The 16,118-nt window shown below is 59.7% G+C and carries 11 protein-coding genes; 3 read left to right on the plus strand and 8 right to left on the minus strand.

The annotated features are described in order from the left end of the window. The first annotated feature begins 9 nt into the window (after positions 1-9). The 3 genes from guaA (at position 10) to tadA (ending at position 3,689) form a co-directional block, all read left to right on the plus strand. The gene (guaA, locus tag AOC04_RS01535) at positions 10-1,587 is read left to right on the plus strand and encodes a glutamine-hydrolyzing GMP synthase (protein WP_060690843.1); all 1,578 of its coding nucleotides are present in this window, start codon (positions 10-12) and stop codon (positions 1,585-1,587) included. Between the two features lie 237 nt (positions 1,588-1,824). After that, on the plus strand, positions 1,825-3,201 hold the full coding sequence (locus AOC04_RS01540) for a multicopper oxidase family protein (RefSeq protein ID WP_060690844.1): 1,377 nt from the start codon (positions 1,825-1,827) through the stop codon (positions 3,199-3,201). Next, positions 3,201-3,689 carry a tRNA adenosine(34) deaminase TadA gene (gene tadA, locus AOC04_RS01545; RefSeq protein ID WP_060690845.1) on the plus strand — a complete coding sequence of 163 codons (489 nt, stop codon included), beginning with the start codon at positions 3,201-3,203 and terminating at the stop codon, positions 3,687-3,689. Before AOC04_RS01540 ends, tadA begins: the two co-directional genes overlap by 1 nt. Before the next feature lie 131 nt (positions 3,690-3,820). On the opposite strand, the gene cmoB is transcribed toward tadA, so the two are convergent. The 8 genes from cmoB to AOC04_RS01585 all read right to left on the minus strand — a co-directional run bounded on the left by cmoB (position 3,821) and on the right by AOC04_RS01585 (position 16,016). Further along, a complete protein-coding gene (gene cmoB, locus AOC04_RS01550; protein WP_060690846.1) occupies positions 3,821-4,777 on the minus strand; it encodes a tRNA 5-methoxyuridine(34)/uridine 5-oxyacetic acid(34) synthase CmoB in 957 nt (318 codons plus the stop codon). After that, positions 4,774-5,517: a carboxy-S-adenosyl-L-methionine synthase CmoA gene (gene cmoA / locus AOC04_RS01555; protein ID WP_060690847.1), complete on the minus strand. Its 744-nt coding sequence runs from the start codon at positions 5,515-5,517 to the stop codon at positions 4,774-4,776. The genes cmoB and cmoA overlap by 4 nt, the downstream gene beginning before the upstream one ends. Before the next feature lie 108 nt (positions 5,518-5,625). Continuing rightward, on the minus strand, positions 5,626-6,267 hold the full coding sequence (locus AOC04_RS01560) for a lysoplasmalogenase (protein ID WP_060690848.1): 642 nt from the start codon (positions 6,265-6,267) through the stop codon (positions 5,626-5,628). 1 nt (position 6,268) lies between these two features. Then, a complete protein-coding gene (locus AOC04_RS01565) occupies positions 6,269-6,661 on the minus strand; it encodes a protease inhibitor I42 family protein (protein WP_060690849.1) in 393 nt (130 codons plus the stop codon). A 337-nt stretch (positions 6,662-6,998) separates the two neighbouring features. Continuing rightward, the gene (lon, locus tag AOC04_RS01570; protein ID WP_060690850.1) at positions 6,999-9,428 is read right to left on the minus strand and encodes an endopeptidase La; all 2,430 of its coding nucleotides are present in this window, start codon (positions 9,426-9,428) and stop codon (positions 6,999-7,001) included. Between the two features lie 199 nt (positions 9,429-9,627). After that, on the minus strand, positions 9,628-12,045 hold the full coding sequence (locus tag AOC04_RS01575; RefSeq protein WP_060690851.1) for a glucose/quinate/shikimate family membrane-bound PQQ-dependent dehydrogenase: 2,418 nt from the start codon (positions 12,043-12,045) through the stop codon (positions 9,628-9,630). A gap of 129 nt (positions 12,046-12,174) precedes the next feature. Beyond that, a complete protein-coding gene (locus AOC04_RS01580) occupies positions 12,175-13,557 on the minus strand; it encodes a carbohydrate porin (RefSeq protein ID WP_171970554.1) in 1,383 nt (460 codons plus the stop codon). Between the two features lie 422 nt (positions 13,558-13,979). Beyond that, positions 13,980-16,016, minus strand: a complete 2,037-nt coding sequence (locus AOC04_RS01585) for a TonB-dependent receptor (RefSeq protein ID WP_060690852.1) — start codon at positions 16,014-16,016, stop codon at positions 13,980-13,982. Positions 16,017-16,118 lie beyond the last annotated feature (102 nt).

The following is a 16,118-nucleotide window of genomic DNA, read 5'->3' on the forward strand; positions in this document are numbered from 1 at the left end:
GATTTTGTCATGGCCCTCGACATTCACGCTCACCGCATCCTGATTCTGGACTTCGGTTCCCAGTACACCCAGCTGATCGCCCGTCGCGTTCGCGAAATCGGCGTTTACTGCGAACTGCACCCGTTCGACATGGATGACGCAGCGATCCGCGAATTCGCACCTAAAGGCATCATCCTTGCCGGTGGCCCGGAATCCGTGCACGAAGCCGACAGCCCGCGCGCGCCACAAGCCGTGTTTGACCTGGGCGTACCGGTTTTCGGTATCTGCTACGGCATGCAGACCATGGCCGAGCAACTGGGCGGCAAGGTTGAAGGTTCCGAACTGCGCGAATTCGGTTATGCCCGCGTAGACGTAGTCGGCAAAAGCCGCCTGCTTGACGGTATCGAAGACCACATCGACGCAGACGGCCTGTTCGGTCTGGATGTATGGATGAGCCACGGTGACAAGGTCACCAGAATGCCGTCCGACTTCAGCATTCTGGCCAGCACCCCGAGCTGCCCGATTGCCGGCATGTTCAACGATGCCCGCGGTTACTACGGCGTCCAGTTCCACCCGGAAGTGACCCACACCAAGCAAGGCGGCCGCATCCTGTCGCGCTTTATCCTCGACATCTGCGGCTGCGAAGCCTTGTGGACGCCGTCGAAAATCGCCGAAGACGCAATCGCCAACATCCGCGCCCAGGTCGGCACCGACAACGTTTTGCTCGGCTTGTCCGGCGGCGTTGACTCCTCGGTGGTTGCAGCATTGCTGCATAAAGCGATCGGTGACCAGCTGACGTGCGTGTTCGTGGACAACGGCTTGTTGCGCCTGCACGAAGGCGAGCAGGTCATGGCCATGTTCGCCGAGAACATGGGCGTTAAAGTGATCCGCGCCAACGCGGCGGACCAGTTCCTGAACAACCTGGCTGGCGAAAGCGATCCAGAGAAAAAGCGCAAGATCATCGGCCGTACCTTCATCGACGTATTCGATGCCGAATCCTGCAAGCTGGACAACATCAAGTACCTGGCCCAGGGCACCATCTACCCGGACGTGATCGAGTCGGCTGGCGCCAAAAGCGGCAAGGCTCACGTCATCAAATCGCACCACAACGTGGGCGGTTTGCCGGACGAGATGAACCTCAAACTGGTCGAGCCTCTGCGCGAACTGTTCAAGGACGAAGTCCGCCGTCTGGGTCTGGAACTCGGCCTGCCGTACGACATGGTTTACCGTCACCCGTTCCCGGGCCCGGGCCTGGGCGTGCGCATCCTGGGTGAAGTGAAGAAGGAATACGCCGACATCCTGCGTCGTGCTGACCACATCTTCATCGAAGAGCTGCGCAAGGCCGACTGGTATCACAAGGTCAGCCAGGCATTCGTGGTGTTCCAGCCGGTGAAATCGGTTGGCGTGGTAGGTGATGGCCGTCGTTACGCCTGGGTTGTGGCCCTGCGTGCCGTTGAAACCATCGACTTCATGACCGCGCGTTGGGCACACCTGCCTTACGAGCTGCTTGAAACCGTCAGCGGTCGCATCATCAATGAGATCGAAGGCATCTCCCGCGTTACTTACGACGTGTCGAGCAAGCCGCCAGCAACGATTGAGTGGGAATAAGTCTGGCCGGGTAACCGGTCTGATTTAAAAAAGGCGGTCAACACCTGGTGTTGGCCGCCTTTTTTTATTTGTTCATCACGCCCCCCAACCTGTAGGCGCGAGTTTTTCAACAGCTCGTGAGCAAGCTCGCTCTTGCAGAAGCAGTATGCGGCCCTTACTGTTTCGCATTTGCAGGTGTATCGTATTCGCCTTTTGCGGGCTGCACGCCTGCGCCGGATATGAGAGGTAGTTGAGTCAATGTCCTTTACCCGTCGACAAATACTCGGAGGTCTGGCCGGCCTGGTAGTGGTGGGTGTTGGCGCAGGAGGCGCTTCGCGTTACTGGTTGGGCAAAATGGCCGATGCCGAGGCTGGCCACGACTATGAGCTGATTGCCGCGCCACTGGACGTTGAGCTGGTGCCCGGTCATCAAACCGAGGCCTGGGCATTCGGCCCTTCGGTACCGGGCACCGAGCTGCGGGTTCGTCAGGGCGAATGGCTGCGGGTGCGTTTTATCAATCACCTGCCGGTCGCCACCACCATTCACTGGCACGGTATCCGTCTTCCGCTGGAAATGGACGGCGTACCCTATGTCTCGCAATTGCCGGTTTTGCCCGGTGAATACTTCGACTACAAGTTCCGCGTGCCGGATGCCGGCAGTTACTGGTACCACCCCCACGTCAACAGCAGCGAAGAACTGGGCCGCGGGCTGGTCGGGCCGCTGATTGTCGAGGAGCGCGAGCCCACCGGTTTCAGGCACGAACGGACGCTGAGCATTAAAAACTGGCACGTGGACGAAGAGGGCGGTTTCCTGCCGTTCAGCATCACCCGTGAAGCCGCACGTGGCGGTACGCCGGGACGACTGTCGACGATTAACGGCAGCCACGTGCCGACCATTGATTTGCCTGCCGGGCAGATCACCCGGGTGCGCATCCTCAACCTCGACAACACCTTGACCTATCGCCTGAACATCCCCGGCATCGACGCCAAAATCTATGCACTGGACGGCAACCCCATCGAGCCAAGGCCTTTGGGCAAGGAATACTGGCTGGGCCCCGGCATGCGTATTTGTCTGGCGATCAAGGCTCCGGCGCCAGGGCAAGAGTTGTCGTTGCGCGACGGGCCCGTGCGTCTGGGCACGCTGCGTTCGGTTGCCAATACCGATGCACCGGGTCAGTGGCCACCGGCGTTGCCCGCCAACCCGATTGCCGAGCCTGATGTGGCGAATGCAGAAAAGCTCAACTTCAATTTCGAATGGGTCGGTTCGGTCTCCGAAGACCTGGGCCCCGACCAGCCGCCGAGCCTGTGGCAGATCAATGGCGTGGCCTGGGACATCAAGGACAAAACCTGCGCCGATCGGCCGATAGCCAAACTCAAACTGGGCCAGAGCTACATCTTCGAATTGAAGAACATGACCCAGTACCAGCACCCGATCCACCTGCATGGCATGAGCTTCAAGGTGCTGGCGTCCAATCGCAAAAAAATCATCCCGTATTTCACCGACACCTACCTGCTGGGGAAAAACGAACGTGCCCGCGTGGCCCTGGTGGCGGATAATCCCGGCGTGTGGATGTTCCACTGCCATGTGATTGACCACATGGAAACCGGCCTGATGGCCGCAATTGAGGTTTCCTGATGCGACAAGGGCGTCAACCGCAAATCATCGACCGCAGCCGCGATCAAGACTTCATGCGCGAAGCACTGGCGCTGGCGGCCCGGGGCGCGGCACTGGGCGAAGTGCCGGTGGGCGCGGTGCTGGTGCAAGACGGTGAAATTATCGGACGCGGGTTTAATTGCCCGATCAGCGCCAGCGACCCCAGCGCCCATGCCGAGATGGTTGCCATCCGTGCGGCCGCGGTGGCGGCCAGCAACTATCGGCTGCCCGGCAGCACGCTGTACGTCACCCTTGAGCCGTGCAGCATGTGCGCGGGCCTGATCGTACACTCGCGCGTGGCCCGGGTGGTCTACGGGGCGCTGGAGCCCAAGGCCGGGATTGTGCAAAGTCAGGGGCAGTTCTTCACCCAGGGTTTTCTGAATCACCGGGTGCTGTTCGAAGGCGGGGTACTGGCCGAAGAGTGCGGGGCGATCCTCAGCGAATTCTTCAGGGCCCGTCGGGCCAAATAACTCTGACTGCGTAGTCGCTGACGAGGAACGAGGCTGCGATAAGGGCCGCAGGACCTTCAATCACGGGCCTGCTACGCAGTCCATCGCAGTCCATCGCAGCCTCGTTCCTCGTCAGCGACTACAGGTTTTTTTTATTTTCTGGCGATGATCACTGCGCGCATCGGCGCCGGCAGCCCTTCGACGGTTTTGCCGGGGTCGTTCGGGTCCAGATAGTCGCTCAGGGACTGGAACTTCATCCACTCCGTGGCGCGCTGTTCTTCTACCGTGGTGGTGCTCACGTCCACGCAGCGTACGTCGCTGAAACCGGCACGGCGCAGCCAGCGCTCCAGCGCCGGGATCGATGGCAGGAACCACACGTTGCGCATCTGCGCGTAACGGTCTTCAGGCACCAGCACCTGATTGACGTCGCCTTCAATGACCAGGGTTTCCAGAACCAGCTCGCCACCCTTGACCAGGCAATCCTTGAGTGCCAGCAAGTGTTCGATCGGCGAGCGGCGGTGGTAAAACACGCCCATGGAAAACACGGTGTCGAAGCCTTCCAGGTTTGGCGGCAAGTCTTCGAACGGGAAGGGCAGGTGCCACACGGCTTCTTGTTGCAGGAAGCGCTGCACGGCCTGGAACTGGCAGAAGAATAACCAGTTCGGATCGACCCCGATCACGCTGTGGGCACCGGCGCCCAACATGCGCCACATGTAGTAACCGTTGCCGCAGCCTACATCGAGGATGCGTTTGTGCTTGAGGTTGATATGCGGTGCGACCCGAGACCATTTCCAGTCCGAGTGCCATTCGGTGTCGACATGCACCCCGAACAGGTCGAACGGGCCCTTGCGCCACGGCGACAGGCCCATCAGTGCCTGACGCATTCGCGCACGGGTTTCGTCGTCGCAGTCGGTGTCCAGGGTCAGGCCGTTGAGCAGGTCGATCTCGGTCGGCTTTACGTCGGGCAAGGCATCCAGCGCGCTTTGCCAGCGTTCCAGGTCACCGTGGCCTTTCTCCATTTTGACGTCGAGTTGCGCTTGCAGGGTGTTGGCCCATGCAGCCAGTGGAGTGCCGGCCAGACGCCGGGCGAGGGGGGACAGATCAATCATGGCAAGGCAATCAACGAGGCAAAGTTAAGACACTGGAACCACGGCACGACTTTCGAGAACCCGGCCGCCAGCAGGCGCTCGCGGTGTTCTTCGAGGCTGTCGGGCTTCATGACGTTTTCGATGGCGCTGCGCTTTTGCGCGATTTCCAGATCGCTGTAGCCATTGGCACGCTTGAACGCGACGTGCAAATCGGTGAGCAGGGCGTGTTCCTCTGCATCATTGAAGCGCAGCTTCTCTGAGAGGATCAGTGCGCCGCCGGGCAGCAATGACTGGCGAATCCGGGCGAGCAGGGTCAGGCGCTGGTCAGGGGCGATAAATTGCAGGGTGAAGTTCAATGCCACCACCGAGGCGGGCTTGAACTCCAGCGCGAGGATGTCGCCTTCGATCACCTCAACCGCCAACAGCTCCTGGAACATCGAGTTCTGGGCGTTGAGGTATTCGCGGCAGCGCTCGACCATGGCTGGCGAGTTATCTACCGCAATCACCTGGCAACCTTCGCTGCGCACATGGCGGCGCAGTGCCTGGGTGACCGCACCCAACGAGCAGCCGAGGTCGTACAGGACGCTGTCGGGCTGGGCAAACTGGGCTGCGAGCACGCCGAGGTTTTCGACAATGGTCGGGTAGCCGGGCACCGAGCGCTTGATCATGTCCGGGAACACCCGCACCACGTCCTCGTTAAAGGCGAAGTCCGGCACCTGGGCCAGGGGCTGGGCGAAAATACGGTCAGGTTCTTTGCTCACGACGGTTCCGGCACTGGAATATTTGAAAGGGCGCGCATTTTAGCCAAGTTGGCGCCGGGATGCGCGGTCTGTCTGATAAACCGCGCATCGTCAAAGAGCAGGGGCGCGTCAGTAAGCGCGTTTGTTCTGGCCAAACACCGAAGCTGCAATACCCCATTGCCCGAGCCAGTAAGTGAGAATGATCAGGTACGGCGCGGCATCGAACGGCAGGACAAAGCGGTTGATGCCAATCATGCTGTCGGATGCGACGAACGCCAGCGCCCCGGCCGCTGCCAGCCAGGCCGAGCACGTGGGCACGTGGCTGCCCACACGGGCAAGGGCGCGCCAGAGCATGGCGCTGATGGCCAGGGCGTAGATGCACACCGGGATCAATAAATCCCCCAGCCCCTTGCCGGCCATCACGCTCAGCAGGCTGATGCCTGCCAGCAGTGCCAGGGCCAATGCAGGCAAGGCCGGGCGGCGGCAGTCCACCAGATAGGCCTTGAGGTAAGCCAGGTGGGCGAACAAAAACGCTCCCAGGCCAAATACAAAAAGGTCTACGGGCCAGGCCAGCAGAATGTCGCCGAGCAGGGAAAACATCAGGCCAATGCTGATCCAGCGCCGATATGGGCCGGGTGGAGCATCTTGCAGCCAGCCGAGCAGCGCCAGTACCGGTACTGCTTTGCTGATCAGGCACAGGAGCGTGGCGTGCATGCTTAGACCGTACAGGTACGCGCAGGCACCCATGGCCGCGAGAATCAGCCATGGCATGTCAGTTCACCGTGATCTGGCAATCGAATGCTTGCGCGGGTTCGGCTTCTGGTTCCCAGGGTTGCTGAGAGGTCAGGCGCAGGCGCCCGTTGCCGCTGGCAAATGCCTGAAAGCGCCAGGTTGACTGGCCGCCGCTACCCAGCAACTGGCCATCGTCGGTACTGCTGTAAACCTCGGGGCCGAGGCTGTGCAGAACGCCCCCGGCGGAGTCCTGAATTGCCCAGCGATAACCTGTTGTGGGATTACTCGGAAGCGAGAGGGTCAAATTTTGCCCGGTGTGCAGTTGTATCGGACAGTCGCTTTGCTCTTCAACGGTCACGTTGTTCGCAGGCTGGTGCGCACAGGCCGTCAGCAGGCTGAGGCTGAGCAGGGAGAGAAGACGTGCGTGGGGCATTGATGGCTCCGGTCGGACAAATACAAGGGCGCAGCATACCCCATGATTCCTGTAGTCGCTGACGAGGCACGAGGCTGCGATAAGGGCCGCAGGACCTTCAGTCAGGGATGGCCCTGCTGCGCCGTCCATCGCAGCCTCGTACCTCGTCAGCGACTACACAGGATTCGGAGGTTGTAACGACCCGATTCCCGCAGCAGCTGGCGAGTGAAACGAGACCGCGTCCGGCGGCGCAGCCGTCGTAGGGACGTAGCCTTCGGCAACTGCTACAAAGGCGCAAATCCTGTAGTCGCTGACGAGGCACGAGGCTGCGATAAGGGCCGCCAAATTCCCCCTAGTTTCAGAACAGCACTTTGGCCACGTCGGTAAAGCGTTTGGCAAAGTGCACGGTGATGCCTTCTTTCAAGTAGTCCGGCAGTTCCTCAAAGTTGCCCCGGTTAGGTTCGGGCAGGATCAGTTCGTGAATCTTCTGCCTGCGTGCCGCAATCACTTTTTCACGCACCCCGCCAATCGGTAATACATACCCGGTCAGCGTCAGCTCGCCGGTCATGGCGATGCCTTTTTTCGGCGCCTGATTACGGGCCAGCGATAACAAGGCACTGGCCATGGTTACGCCTGCGCTCGGACCGTCTTTGGGGGTCGCACCTTCCGGTACGTGCAAGTGCACAAAGGCTTCATCGAAGAAGCGCGGGTCGCCACCAAATTGCTGGAGGTTGGCGCTGATGTAGCTGTAGGCAATTTCGGCCGACTCTTTCATCACATCGCCCAGTTGCCCGGTCAGTTTGAAGCCGCGATTGAGGGTGTGGATACGTGTCGCCTCAATCGGCAGTGTCGCACCGCCCATGCTGGTCCAGGCCAGGCCAGTGATGACTCCCGTACCGCTGATGACCTGCTCGTTGCGAAACGGCGGCATGCCCAGTGATGCTTCGAGATCCTTGGGGCCGATCTTGATGACGGTTTTGGGGTCGTCCAGCAACTTGACCACAGCTTTGCGTACCAGTTTGCCCAGTTGTTTTTCAAGTTGGCGCACACCGGCTTCACGGGCGTAGCCATCGATCACGGCGCGCAGAGCGCTGTCGCTGATACTCAGGCTGTTTTTTGATACACCGGCTTTCTCCAGTTGCTTGGGCCACAGGTGACGCTTGGCAATCGCGATCTTTTCCTCGGTGATGTAGCCGGACAGGCGAATCACTTCCATGCGGTCGAGCAAGGGTCCGGGGATCGAGTCCAGGGTGTTGGCGGTACACACGAACAGCACTTTGGACAGATCCAGGCGCAGGTCCAGATAGTGGTCGAGGAAGTCGACGTTTTGTTCCGGGTCCAGGGTTTCGAGCAGCGCCGAGGCCGGGTCGCCCTGGAAGCTCTGGCCCATTTTGTCGATCTCGTCGAGCATGATGACCGGGTTCATCACTTCGACATCTTTGAGCGCCTGCACCAGCTTGCCCGGTTGGGCACCGATATAGGTGCGGCGGTGGCCTTTGATCTCGGCTTCATCGCGCATGCCGCCAACGCTGAAGCGATAGAAAGGGCGCCCCAGAGATTCGGCAATGGACTTGCCGACGCTGGTTTTACCCACCCCCGGCGGACCGACCAGCAACACGATCGAGCCGCTGACCGAGCCTTTGTAGGCGCCTACGGCAAGGAACTCCAGGATGCGGCTTTTAATGTCATCGAGCCCGGCATGGTGGGCATCCAGCACTTTGCGCGCGTGCTTGAGGTCGAGTTTGTCCTGACCGAACACGCCCCACGGCACCGATGTCGCCCAGTCCAGATAGTTGCGGGTTACTGCGTACTCGGGCGATCCGGTTTCGAGGATCGACAGCTTGTTCAATTCTTCGTCGATGCGTTTGTGTGCCTGAGGGGGCAGGGTCTTGCCTTCAAGGCGTTGTTTGAACTGCTCGATATCGGCGCTGCGATCATCTTTGGTCAGCCCCAGCTCTTGCTGGATCACCTTGAGCTGTTCCTTGAGGAAGAATTCGCGCTGATGCTCGCCGATCTTGAGATTGACCTCGGCCGAAATCTCTTTCTGCAACCGTGCGACTTCGACTTCCTTGCGCAGCATCGGCAGGACTTTTTCCATGCGCTTGAGCATCGGTACGCAATCGAGCACTTCTTGCAGCTCGTTGCCGGTGGCCGAGGTCAGGGCCGCCGCAAAGTCGGTGAGCGGCGACGGGTCGTTCGGGCTGAAGCGGTTGAGATAGTTCTTCAGCTCTTCGCTGTACAGCGGGTTGAGCGGCAGCAGCTCCTTGATCGCGTTGATCAGCGCCATGCCGTATGCCTTCACCTCATCGGTGGGGGCGGTATTTTCTTTCGGGTATTCCACCTCCACCAGATAGGGCGGACGGTGATGTTTGAGCCACATGCTGATGCGTACGCGGGTCAGGCCCTGGGCCACAAACTGCAATTTGCCGTTTTCGCGGCTGGCGTGATGCACCTTCACCAGCGTGCCGTATTCCGGGAGGCTGTCGGTGTTGAAGTGGCGAGGGTCATCGGGAGGGGTGTCGACAAAAAACAGCGCCAGCGAATGATGCGGCGACTTGCTGACCAGCTCCAGGGTTTCGGCCCACGGTTCTTCGTTGACGATGACCGGCAGCACTTGCGCCGGGAAGAACGGCCGATTGTGAATCGGGATGATGTACACCTTGTCCGGCAGATTCTGCCCTGGCAGAGCCAGTTCAGTACCCGCTGCGTGTTCGGTTGATGCGGTCTCGGTGTGCTCTACATCGGTGTACTCAGCTGTGTTGTCCGGGAATTCTTGCTGGTCGCTCATGGGGCACCTGCGCAATGGGGTATGTGTCTTAGATGGGGCGCGCAGCCAGTGGTTTCAAGGTGAAGTGATTTTCATCGTCAAAGGCTCGTGCCTGCGACAGTCTCTGGAGCGGGTGTTGCCATCAGACCGGGCTTGATTGCGCCCACAAAAAAAGGCGGCCATCGCAAGATGGCCGCCTTTTTCGGAACCGGCTGTAAAGTTACTCAGCCAGTTTAAACGCTACCACGTAGTCACCTTGTTTGGTGCCCAGCGAGCCGTGGCCGCCAGCGACAACGAGCACGTACTGGGTGCCGTCCTTGCCGGTGTAGGTCATCGGTGTGGCTTGACCGCCAGCAGGCAGGCGACCTTCCCACAGCAGCTTGCCGTTGCTTACATCGTAAGCGCGCAAGTACTGGTCAAGGGTACCGCTGAGGAAGGCTACACCACCGGCAGTGGTGAAGGTCCCGCCCAGGCTTGGAACACCCATTGGCAGTGGCAGTGGAACCGGCGAGCTGTCACGCACGGTGCCGTTTTTGTGTTTCCAGATCAGTTGGTTGTTGGTCAGGTCGACTGCAGCCACATAACCCCAGGCCGGTGCCTGGCAAGGCAAGCCCAGTGGCGACAGCAGTGGTTCAAGTACCACGCCGTAAGGAGCGCCTGCGTTAGGTTGAACGCCTTCGGTTTCACTGACACGCGGACCCAGTGCAGCAATTTCTTCACGCGGGATCAGCTTGGAAGTGAACGCCATGTAGCTTGGGTTCAGGAAGGCGATCTGGCGAACCGGATCGACCGAGATACCGCCCCAGTCAAACACGCCGAAGTTACCTGGATACACGATCGAACCTTGCAGCGATGGCGGGGTGTACATGCCGTCATAACGCAGGGATTTGAAGTTGATCCGGCACAACATCTGGTCGAACGGGGTGACACCCCACATGTCGCGTTCAGTCAGGTCCGGCGGGCTCAGGTTCAATTCCGAGCGAGGCTGGGTTGGCGAGGTGTGGTCGCCTTTTACCGCGCCGCCAGGTGCTGGCACTTCATGGATCGGAACGATGTCTTCGCCAGTGCGACGGTCCAGCACGTAGATGCTGCCTTGCTTGGTCGAAGCCAGCAGTGCCGGTTTCACGCCATCGGCTGTTTTCATGTCCATCAGGGTCGGTTGACCACCAACGTCCATGTCCCACAGGTCATGGTGAGTGAACTGACGGGTCCAGCGAACTTTACCGGTATTGATGTCCAGTGCAGTCACGCCTGCGCTGTACTTCTCGGAGTCCTCTGTACGATCGCCGCCATATTGGTCTGGCATCTGGTTGCCCATCGGCAGGTAAAGCATGCCGAGGTTTTCGTCCACTGCGAACATCGACCACATGTTAGGCGAGTTGCGAGTGTAGGTTTTGCCTTCAGCAATCGGCGTAGTGTCGTCCGGATTGCCGCTGTCCCAGTTCCATACCAGTTTGCCGGTACGTACGTCGTACGCGCGGATCACGCCGGATGGCTCGTTGGTGGACAGGTTGTCGGTTACGTGACCACCAATCACAACCAGGTCTTTGGTCACGGCAGGTGGCGAGGTGGAGTAGTAGCCACCCGGAGTGAACTCACCGATGTTGTGGCGCAGGTCAACCTGGCCGTGGTCACCGAAGTCTTCACACATTTTACCGGTGTCGGCATTGATGGCGATCAGACGGGTGTCGGCAGTCGGCACGAACAGGCGGCGCGGGCACGAGTTGCTGGCAGTAGCGGCCGCAGGCTCGGCAGGGCTTTGTTCAGTGCTGGTTTTGGTGTAGGCCGCTTCGTCGTGATAGCTCACGCCACGGCAAGTCATGTGCGCCCAACCCTTGAAGTTGGCTTCGTTCATGGTGCTGATCTTCGGATCGAAGCGCCAGATTTCCTTGCCGGTATCCGGGTCAAGGGCAATCACCTGGCTGTGTGGGGTACACACGTACACCATGCCGTTGACTTTCAGCGGGGTGTTCTCGGCAGTCGTTTCGCCCGGATCGCCAGCGCCAGGAATGTCACCGGTGCGGTATGTCCAGGCTGGAACCAGCTTGTGGACATTTTGCGGGGTGATTTCTTTAAGCGGCGAGTAGCGGTCGCCATGGGCAGTACGCCCGTAGGACTGCCAGTCACCATCAGGCATGGCCGGAGCAGTGTTGGTCATGCCAGGTACGGCATCACGGTCCAGCTGGCCTTTGATTTCGCCCGGGCTGGTGAACTGGCTAGCCAGTGCGGCCGCACCGGCCAGCACCACGGCAACGCCCAGCGCGCCGGTAGCAACCGGAGCTGGCTGGCCGCGCAGCAGTGGACGACGGAACCATGGCAGCAGCAGCACGATGCCGATGGCAAACCACAAGGCCAGACGTGGCACTAACTGCCACCAGTCCAGACCTACTTCCATCAGCGCCCAAACGGTGCTTGCAAACAGCACCAGCGCGTACAGACCCAGCGCCGCGCGGCGCCCGGCAATCAGCAAGGCGCCCGATAAGCCAAAGCCGATACCGGCCAGCAGGTAATAACTCGACCCGCCGAGCGTCAGCAGCTTGATACCCCCGACCAACATGGCCAGGCCCATTAGCAGCAGCAAGATACCGAGTAGGCTCGGTAGCAGGCGGCCTCGACTGAAAGCACCATCAGTGCTCATAGTGTGGTTCTCCGTTACGTTTGAGGTGTTCCCGCCCATGCTGCCTTTTAAGGACGATTCGAGGCGGGATGATTCATTGAAATAAGTTCTTTGTTTCAACTTTCAATTACGGGCGTTGCAACTCGTCATTTAGAACGAGCTTTGAATCTTCAAGCCGCCGATCAGGGCGTCATCTAGCTTGCTGACACCGCCGGGATGGCGGATGTACTGCAGATTCGGTCGAACGGTCAGCCAATTGGTGACATGCACGCCGTAATAAAGCTCGGCGCTGTACTCGGTATCCTGAGGTGGCAGGTAGTCCGGGTTATCGAAATCGTAGACAGCGCGGGCCTGGTTGGTGGCCTGGGCATTTTTGCGGTAGGCCGGGTTGACATGTACCCGGGCCATGGCGAAACCGATGTCGTCCTTGGGACGCGCATCGAACACGCCTTTGTAGATGAGACCGGCCTGAACATAGTTGTCCACGGCGTTGGTTTTCTTGTCGTGAGCGGTGGCATTGGCAAAAACACTCAACCCCCTTGACTGGTCGCTGGCGCGGGAAGTGAGCTGTTGTTGCACGCCCAGCCACATCCCGTTTTTGCTTGAACTGCTGCGATATGCTTCGCCGGTTAAAGCGGCCGGTTGACCATTTGTATCTTTGTAAACATTTGTTGCCTTGGCATTACTGTAGTAGTAACCCGCTCGATATTCCCCTGGCAGGCCATTAATTTTTGGCGTCCACACCAGTTCGATCGGCAACACCGCGCCTTGTGTACCACTGCCGCTGAGCTTGAAGCCGTTGCCGCGATCCAGGTTGGAGGGGTTTTGCTCATAGGCGCCGACCTGGGCGTACAACTCGGGCGTCAGGTGGTATTTGACCCGCAGCGCCCACTGGCTGACGGGCCAGTTGTACCAAATGCTGCCTGCCCAGTTACCGACCTGCGAGCCGCAGAACGCAAGGTTCTGGAAGTCGCAAGGGAAGGTGTTGAAGTCTTCGCCCTGACCGAAACGACCGACCTTGATGTCCAGCTTCTGATCGAAAAATTTCTGCTGGTACCACATCTGTGTCAGGCGTGTGGTCTGGCCACGGCCCCAAACTTCCTGGGCCGAGGTGAAGCCGCCTACGCGCGGATCGTTGATCCGGTCATTGCTGATGTTGTTGCCGCTGCGCTGGGTAATGGTCAGCTGAAACTCAGCATCTTCCCAACCCAGAATTTTCTGCAAGTCCAGGTGCGTGCCCAGGCCGAATTGATCGCTGTAGCGCGCAGTGCGGTCATGGTCATAACCGCCATGCAGGTTTGAACCCACTTCGCCCACATAATCGAGGGAGAATGCGTAGCCCTGTTTTTCAAGCTCGCTTCGTTTGCCGTCCCAATCGCCAAGCATCCATTTGGAATCACTGTCAAAAGCCGGGGCCGCCTGAACGCAGGAGGCAAAGCCCAAAACAGTCAGGCCACCGAGCAGGCTGAAAGCCTTTTGCCCGGCAATAGGGCGTCGCGCGCCGGGTTTGCGCAAAATCTGGAATGTAGACATGGTCGAGATGTGAGTCTTTATTAATAGGGCTATGGCAGTGGGTAGCGCTGTCTTTGGTGACAGGATTAGCACTTGGGGATTCGAAGGCGGAATGAATCGATTCAGCCTCGATAGGGAAATGATAAGGCCATGAAACGTTTAGAAACAGCACTTTAAATGACATGGATCATTTCTGATTCTGTAACAGTGTGCTGCGACCGTTCGACACAGAGGCTTTTTGCCTCATGTTCGAGGCTAATAGCGGTATATGCGTACCGGATATTTTTTTGAAATATGTCGAAATAATGAGGCCCCGGCCGTGCCGTGCCGGGGCAGAAATGGATATTTAATTGTGGGATTTGTCATGCCAGCGATGCAGGCGACGCTGTTTCCCTGCGCAAGCGCAGTGCAGGGAAACAGGAGCGTGCACAGAGGCAAGAGCGCTAGAAGGTGGTTCGCAGACCGAACTCGACTCCTCGGCCCGGGGCGGGGGCAATGTCTCGCAAAATCGAGCTGGCATAGCGCACGGTCTGGTTGGTCAGGTTGTCGCCTTTGACGAACGCCAGCCATTGGCTGCGGCCCACATCAAAGTGATAGCCGGCACTGGCGCCCAGAGTGGTGTAGCCGTCGGTACCGGACTCATTGGCCGGAACCCGGCCCTGGTCGCTGGCATGCTCGATGTCCACCCGGGCCTGCCAGCGATCCAGCTCCCACAGCAGGCCGCTGCCCAGGCGCAGCGGTGCGATTCGCGGCAGGGCTTCACCTGTGTCGAGGTTGGTGGCGCGGGTGTAGTCGCCCGACAGTTCCAGAGCGAACTTACCGTAGGCACTTTCCCCTAGCGTCCAGTGATCCTTGGCCTCAAAGCCAGTGAAACGTGCCCGTACCCCGGAGTAGGTGTACTCCGGAATGCCGTGCGCATCGGGCTGACCTTCGTCGTTCAGGGTACGTCCTGTGCCCAACAAGCCGATGTAGTTGGAAAAGTGGCTGTAAAACACCCCGAGGCTGCCTTTGTGGGTGCCATTGTCAAAGCGCAGGGCCAGGTCGCTGGACACGGCTTTCTCTTTCGACAGGTTGGCGCTGCCCACCTCATAAGTGCCGGTAGCGACGTGAGCGCCATTGGCGTAAAGCTCATAGAAGGTTGGGGCCCGCTCGGTGTAGCCGAGGGTGGTGGCCAGCGACCAGATGGGCGTGAGGGTAAACACGGCGCCTGACGACAGGCTGGTGGCGGTGAAGCTTTTGGAGCTGTCGGCGGCAGAAAAACGCTCGTTACCCTTGGCATCCGGATCGACCACGGTATGTTCCAGTCGCCCGCCGAGGCTGAGTTTCAGCCTGTCAGTAGCCTGCAGCTCTTCGAGAATAAACAGCGCGCCGCTGTTGGTGTCGGTCTGGGGCACGAAAGCTTCATCGCCCAGCGCCGAGAACTCGCTGCGGTTGACCTGAGCGCCGACTACCCCGTTCAACGGCCCGAGCGGCAGGTGACGTGCTTCGACCCGGGCTTCGTAACCCTTGTTCTTGAAGGTGGTACCCACTTCGCCACCCTCGATCTCGCGGTGCTCGTAGTCGGTGTACCCGGCGTTCAATTTCACGGAGCTGAACGGACCTTGCAGGTTACGTATTTCCGAGGCGAAGGCGTAATGATCCTGCTTCATGCGGATGCGTACGTCCTGCTCGGCAGGCGAGCCGTAATTGGCGTCGTAAGTGCTGTAGGACAGCCCCGCGTAACCGTCATCCCAGGTGTACGAGCCGCCCACGGCGCCGCCATCCTGACGCCCGTTACTGTTACCCAGGCGGCCCTTTTTATTATCGTCGTCGTCACTTTGCGGTGCGTGACGGCTGCGGGCCTCGCCCGGGATTTTCAGGTCGTTGAACTCGCGGGCGTTGGCATCCAGGTGCAAGGCGAAAGTGCCGTCGCCCGCTTCCAGTTTGCCGGCACTGCTGCGGGTGGTCGCGGCGCCGCCATAACGCAGTTCACCGGCGCCATGAATCCCGTCGATGGCTTCGGTCGGGATGCGATTGTCGAAGGTATTGACCACGCCGCCGATGGCATTGCCGCCATATAACAGGGCCGCCGGACCGCGGACGATTTCGATACGCTCAACGTTGACCGGGTCCAGTGGCACCGCGTGATCGTATGACAACGACGAGGCATCCAGCGCCCCGACTCCGTTGCGCAGGATGCGGATCCGGTCGCCATCCAGTCCGCGAATGATCGGTCGGCTGGCACCCGGGCCGAAGTAGGACGAAGACACACCGGGTTGCTTGTTCAGGGTTTCTCCCAGACTTCCTTGTTGTTGCAGGGTCAAGTCGTCGCCCTCCAGCACCGTGGTCGGCGAGGCCAGTTGGCTGCTGCCCAGAGGATTGCCGGTAATCACTTGCGGTTGCAGTTCGAGGGCATAGGCCGGGGAGGCGATGAGCAGGGCGGTAGCCAGCGGCGTCAGGCGCAGACGTCGCAGGTGACGTGGGAAAGCAGGGGAGGACATTGCAGGTTCCTTGGCAACGAGAGGGGAGAAAGGCGCGTTGAACGCTCTTTGATTCGAAAGTTACAGTTACAATATAACATCTCATTCAGGCTCTCCAAGCGG

It is taken from the genome of Pseudomonas versuta (assembly GCF_001294575.1).
Classification (GTDB): Bacteria; Pseudomonadota; Gammaproteobacteria; order Pseudomonadales; family Pseudomonadaceae; genus Aquipseudomonas; species Aquipseudomonas versuta.